This window comes from Pseudonocardia pini (assembly GCF_013870575.1).
GTDB lineage: Bacteria > Actinomycetota > Actinomycetes > Mycobacteriales > Pseudonocardiaceae > Pseudonocardia > Pseudonocardia pini.
Genome location: NZ_JACBXB010000401.1, coordinates 1 through 4,994 on the forward strand (window position 1 = coordinate 1; position 4,994 = coordinate 4,994).

At 73.8% G+C, this 4,994-nt stretch carries 5 protein-coding genes; 1 reads left to right on the top strand and 4 read right to left on the bottom strand.

Annotated features, from left to right (window positions below; translation table 11 throughout):
- On the bottom strand, positions 1–926 hold a 926-nt coding region (locus H5J29_RS20620; RefSeq protein WP_181782692.1), incomplete at its 3' end, for a GlxA family transcriptional regulator.
- A 43-nt stretch (positions 927–969) separates the two neighbouring features.
- On the opposite strand from H5J29_RS20620, the gene H5J29_RS20625 reads away from it, so the two are divergent.
- Positions 970–1,779, top strand: a complete 810-nt coding sequence (locus tag H5J29_RS20625) for an NAD(P)H-dependent oxidoreductase (protein WP_181782693.1) — start codon at positions 970–972, stop codon at positions 1,777–1,779.
- Positions 1,780–1,825: 46 nt separating this feature from the next.
- On the opposite strand, the gene H5J29_RS20630 is transcribed toward H5J29_RS20625, so the two are convergent.
- The 3 genes from H5J29_RS20630 to dnaG are packed head-to-tail and all read right to left on the bottom strand — an operon-like array spanning position 1,826 to position 4,877.
- On the bottom strand, positions 1,826–2,578 hold the full coding sequence (locus tag H5J29_RS20630) for a trans-aconitate 2-methyltransferase (RefSeq protein WP_181782694.1): 753 nt from the start codon (positions 2,576–2,578) through the stop codon (positions 1,826–1,828).
- A complete protein-coding gene (locus H5J29_RS20635) occupies positions 2,575–3,024 on the bottom strand; it encodes a hypothetical protein (protein WP_181782695.1) in 450 nt (149 codons plus the stop codon). The genes H5J29_RS20630 and H5J29_RS20635 overlap by 4 nt, the downstream gene beginning before the upstream one ends.
- A complete protein-coding gene (dnaG, locus tag H5J29_RS20640) occupies positions 3,021–4,877 on the bottom strand; it encodes a DNA primase (protein ID WP_181782696.1) in 1,857 nt (618 codons plus the stop codon). The genes H5J29_RS20635 and dnaG overlap by 4 nt, the downstream gene beginning before the upstream one ends.
- Between the last annotated feature and the right edge of the window lie 117 nt (positions 4,878–4,994).

The following is a 4,994-nucleotide window of genomic DNA, read 5'->3' on the forward strand; positions in this document are numbered from 1 at the left end:
AGGGAACCGGCGGTGCCGAACCCGGCCCGCTCCGCGACCTCGTCGACCGGCAGGTCCGTCTCCTCCAGCAGGGCGCACGCCCGCTCGATCCGCTGCCTCGCCAGCCACTGCCCCGGCGAGGTGCCCGTCTCGTCGCGGAAGCGGCGGGTGAAGGTGCGGGTGCTGGTGGACTCGCGCGCCGCGAGCTCGCGCAGCGACACGGGGCGGTGCAGGTTCGCCAGCGCCCACTCCCGTGCCCTCCCCGTCGACGACACGGCGGGCTCGGGCACCGGTCGTCGGACGTACTGGGCCTGGCCCCCGTCCCGGTGGGGTGGGACGACGGTGCTGCGGGCGACCTCGTTGGCCACCACCGTGCCGTGGTCCGCGCGGACCATGTGCAGGCACAGGTCGATGCCCGAGGCGACCCCCGCGCTGGTCAGGACACCGTCGTCGTCGGTGTAGAGGACGTCCGGGTCCAGTCGGACCCCGGGGAAGCGTTCCCGGAAGCGGTCGCAGCTCTTCCAGTGGGTGGTGGCGCGGCGCCCCTCGAGCAGGCCCGCTGCGGCGAGGACGAACGAGCCGGTGCAGATGGACGCGAGCCGCGTACCCGGCCTGATCCGGGCCAGCGCCTCGGCCATCCCCTCGGCGAGGGGACCGCCCTCGTAGTCGAGGTCCGAGGCGGGCACGACGACGGTGTCCGCCGTGTCCACCAGCTCGGGACCGTGCTTGACGGTGATCGAGAAGTCCGCGTCCGTGCGGACCTCGCCGGGCACGAGGGTGCAGGTCAGGACCTCGTACAACGACTGCCCCGCCGCGCCTCGGGCCTGCCCGAAGATCCGGTGGACGATCCCGAGCTCCAGCGGGAGGGCCCCGTCCCGCACCAGGACGACGACGCGGTGGGGCACGCGGTCCGCAGGCATGGCTGGATCCTCGCACATATCGTCCATCAGGCCATGGTGCCGGCCCGGACGACGCCGCAGGATCGAGCGCATGAACGTTCTCTGGGTCGTCGCCCCGCCGGATCCGCAGTCGCTGACCGCCACGCTCGCCGTCGACGGGGTCGAGGCGCTCCGGGAGCAGGGGCACACGGTCGAGGTCTCGGACCTTCCCGCGATGGGCTGGAACCCCGTCGTCACGGCGGCGGACTACGGCACCGAGGGGCGGCTGCGGGTCTCCGAGGCGGCGGGCGCGGCGTCGGCCGAGGGGCGGCTGCCCGCGGACGTCACGGCCGAGCAGGACAAGATCCGCCGCGCGGACGCGCTGGTGCTCCACTTCCCGATGTGGTGGTTCTCCATGCCCGCCATCATGAAGGGCTGGATCGACCGGGTGTTCGTGAGCGGGTTCGCGTACGGCGTCCGGGCGCCGGAGGGCCACACCCGCCGCTACGGCGACGGGATCCTGGCGGGCAAGCGCGCGCTCGTCGTCACGTCGACGGGAGGGCCCGCCGCGGCGTTCGGGCCGCGCGGGGTGAACGGGGAGCTCGACGAGCTGCTGTTCCCGATCCTGCACGGGACGCTGTTCTACGCGGGCGCGACCGTGCTGGCCCCGCACCTCGTCCCGGGCGCGGACCGGTACACCGAGGCCGACGCGTCGGCGGCCGCCGCGGACCTCCGCGCCCGGCTGGCAGGCCTGGAGGCCGACGCCCCGCTCCCCTACCGCGTGGAGCGGGAGGACTACGAGCGGCTGGAGCTGCGTCCGCACGTCGCGACGGGCGAGACGGGCCTGCGGGCGCACCTGCGAGAGGGCCTGATGACCACCCCCGGTGGAGATCAACAGGCCCTGACGCAGGTTTCCGCATGATCGAACCTGCGTGAGGGCCTGTTGATCAGCGCTGGGCTCCCCGGGGTCAGGGGAGGTGGGCTACGGCGAAGAGGCGGCGGAAGGGGAACCAGGTGCTGCCGTCGGGGCTCGCCGGGTAGGCCTCGCGGAGCCTCGGGGCCAGTTCCGCGGTGAACTCGGCGTAGGCGGCCTCGTCCAGGGCGTCCCGGACCGGGCGCAGGGCGGTGCTGCTGATCCAGTGCAGCACCGGGTCCTCGCCGGTGAGCCGCTGGACGTACGTGGTCTCCCAGACGTCGGCCTCGGCGCCCGTGCCCGCCAGCAGCGCCGCGTACTCCGCGGGCTCGGCCACGCCCAGCTCACCGCGCAGCGTGACCCCGCGCTCCGCGGCCAGCGAACGGGCCAGGGCGTGGGAGGGGGCGGCGAAGTTGCCGGGCACCTGCATCGCGAACGTGGCGCCCGGGGGCAGCGCGGCGATCCACCGCGGGAGGAGCGCCCGGTGCGTGGGCACCCACTGCAGCACCGCGTTCGTCACGACCAGGTCCGTGTCCGGCTCCGGCGTCCAGTCCTCGACCGCCTGCCGACGCGCGTGCACGCCGTTCGCGCGGGCCGCCGCGACCATCTCCGCGGACGAGTCCACCGCGTCGAGCACCGCCTCCGGCCAGCGGGCGGCCAGGGTCGCCGTGAGGTTCCCGGGACCGCACCCGAGGTCGACGACGCGGCGCGGGTCCGCGACCCGCACCCGGGCGAGGAGGTCGTGGAAGGGGCGGGCGCGGTGGTCGTCGAAGTCCAGGTAGAGCGCCGGGTCCCAGGTGGTGCTCACGGGTCGGGCCGGATCTGGCGGACGGTGCCGTCCCGGCCGGGGACGCGACGTTCCAGCACCCAGGCCTCGCGGCCGTCGGGCATCCGGGCACGCTCGCGGGAGACGATGGAGCCGGTGACGCGCTGGTGCACGGCCTTCGGGACGGCGCCCGGCTCGGCGAGCGCGAACCGCCGCGGCGGGGCGTCGTGCAGCAGGACCGCCTTGCCGAGGTCCTCCTCGGTGGCGACCACGAACGTCATCGCCCCTTCCGCCCAGGTCGCCTTGGACACGAGGTGCCAGCCCACCCGCTCGCCCGCACCGGGGAACCAGACCCCCCGGTTGGTGACGACGAGGTGCCCGCCCGAGCGCACCTCCGCGGTGGCCACGACGTGCTCCTCGCGGTCCAGGTCGCCGGAGAAGCCGGGAGGCAGGTCCTCACGCCCCCACAACCGGGACAGGAAGCTCACCGGTGGGCCCCGCTCGCCTGCTCACGGAGTGCGATCTTGTACTGCTCCAGGGGCACCAGGTCGCCGAACAGCTCGTTGTAGAGCTCGGCGTCCTCGGTGGGGTTGGTGCGCTGCAGCCGGGACTTGACCTCGGCGATCTGCGCCTCGACCAGCGCGAGCTTCACCCCGGCGAGCACCGAGCCGACGTACCGCGCCTCGTCGACGAGCTTGCGCGGCAGCTCCAACGGCTCCACCGCCAGCTCGGACAGCAGCTTGCGCTCCTCGGGCCCGCACTCGGCCCCGACGGCCTCGATCCACGCGGTGCCCTCGATCCCGGCGCACACCCCGCCCGCCTTCTGGATCGCGGTGTGCACCGCGGCGAACGCGGGATGGGTGAAGACCTGCTCGGGCAGCTCGTCGTACGCGGGCCCGGCGATCACCGGGATCTGCAGGGCGGACTTGATGGCCTCGCGCTGCAGGTGCAGGCGGGGGTCGTCCCGCTGCGGCGCGGGGGTGCGGGCCGCCCTGCGCCGGGTGGGGCCTCCGCCCGCCTCCTCGCGGACCCGGCGGACGACCATGGCGATGTCGTCCCACCCGGCCCAGCCCGCGAGCCTGCGCGCGTACTCGTCCCGCAGGTCCTCGCGCTTGATCTTGGCGACGATCGGGACCGCCCGCTGCAGGGCCTGGATGCGGCCCTCGGCGTCGTCGAGCTTGCACTCGCGCAGGATCGAGCGGATCGCGAACTCGAACAGCGGCTCCCGGCGCGCGACCAGGTCGCGCACCGCGGTGTCCCCCTGCTCCTGGCGCAGCTCGCACGGGTCCTGCCCGTTCGGCGCGATGCAGACGAAGGTCTGCGCGGCGAAGGACTGGTCCCCGTCGAAGGCCTTCAACGCGGCGGCCTGGCCCGCCGCGTCGCCGTCGAACGTGTAGATGACCTCGCCGCGGTCGAACGAGTCGTCCCCCATCAGCCGCCGCAGGACGTTGATGTGCTCGGTGCCGAACGCCGTGCCACAGGACGCGACGGCGGTGGGCACGCCCGCCATGTGCATCGCCATCACGTCCGTGTACCCCTCGACCACCACGACCTGACGGTTCTTGGCGATCTCGCGCTTGGCGAGGTCCAGTCCGAAGAGGACGTGGGTCTTGCGGTAGACGGGGGTGTCGGAGGTGTTGAGGTACTTGGCGTCGATCCCGTCGTCCTCGAACAGCCGGCGGGCGCCGAAGCCGACGACGTCACCGCCCAGGTCCCGGATCGGCCACAGCAGCCTGCGGTGGAAGCGGTCGATGTGGCCGCGGCGGCCCGGCTTCGACAGCCCGGCCTTCTCCAGCTCGTCGAGCGTGAAGCCCTGGCCGAGCAGGTGCTTGGTGAGGGTGTCCCACCCCGCGGGGGCGTAGCCGCAGCCGAACTGCTCGGCGGCGTTCGCCCCGAAGCCGCGGGTGGTGAGGAACTGCATCGCCTGCGCCCCCTCGGGGGTGCGCAGCTGCGCGGCGTAGAACTCGGCGGCCTTCTTGTTGGCCTCGAGCAGCCTGCTGCGGGTGCCGCGGTCCCGCTGGACCGACGCGCTGCCGCCCTCGTAGGTGAGCCGGACGCCGCACTTGTCCGCCAGCCGCTCGACCGCCTCGACGAAGCCGATGTGCTCCATCTTCATCACGAAGTCGATCGCGCTGCCGCCCTCGCCGCAGCCGAAGCAGTGGAACGTGCCGTGCGTGGGCCGGACGTTGAACGACGGGGTCTTCTCGTCGTGGAAGGGGCACAGACCCTTCAGCGAGCCCGCGCCCGCCCTGCGGAGCGCGACGTAGTCGCCGACGACCTCCTCGATCCGGGTGCGGTCGCGGACCTCCGCGATGTCGCTGTCCCGAATCCTGCCCGCCACGTCGGCGAGTGTACGGGTGCTCAGCTCAGGTGGGTCGCGGCCCGCTGGCCGGGGATCACCACGGCGACGGCGGTGCGCTGCACCGGCAGGAGCAGCTGTGCCTCGCGCACGACCGTG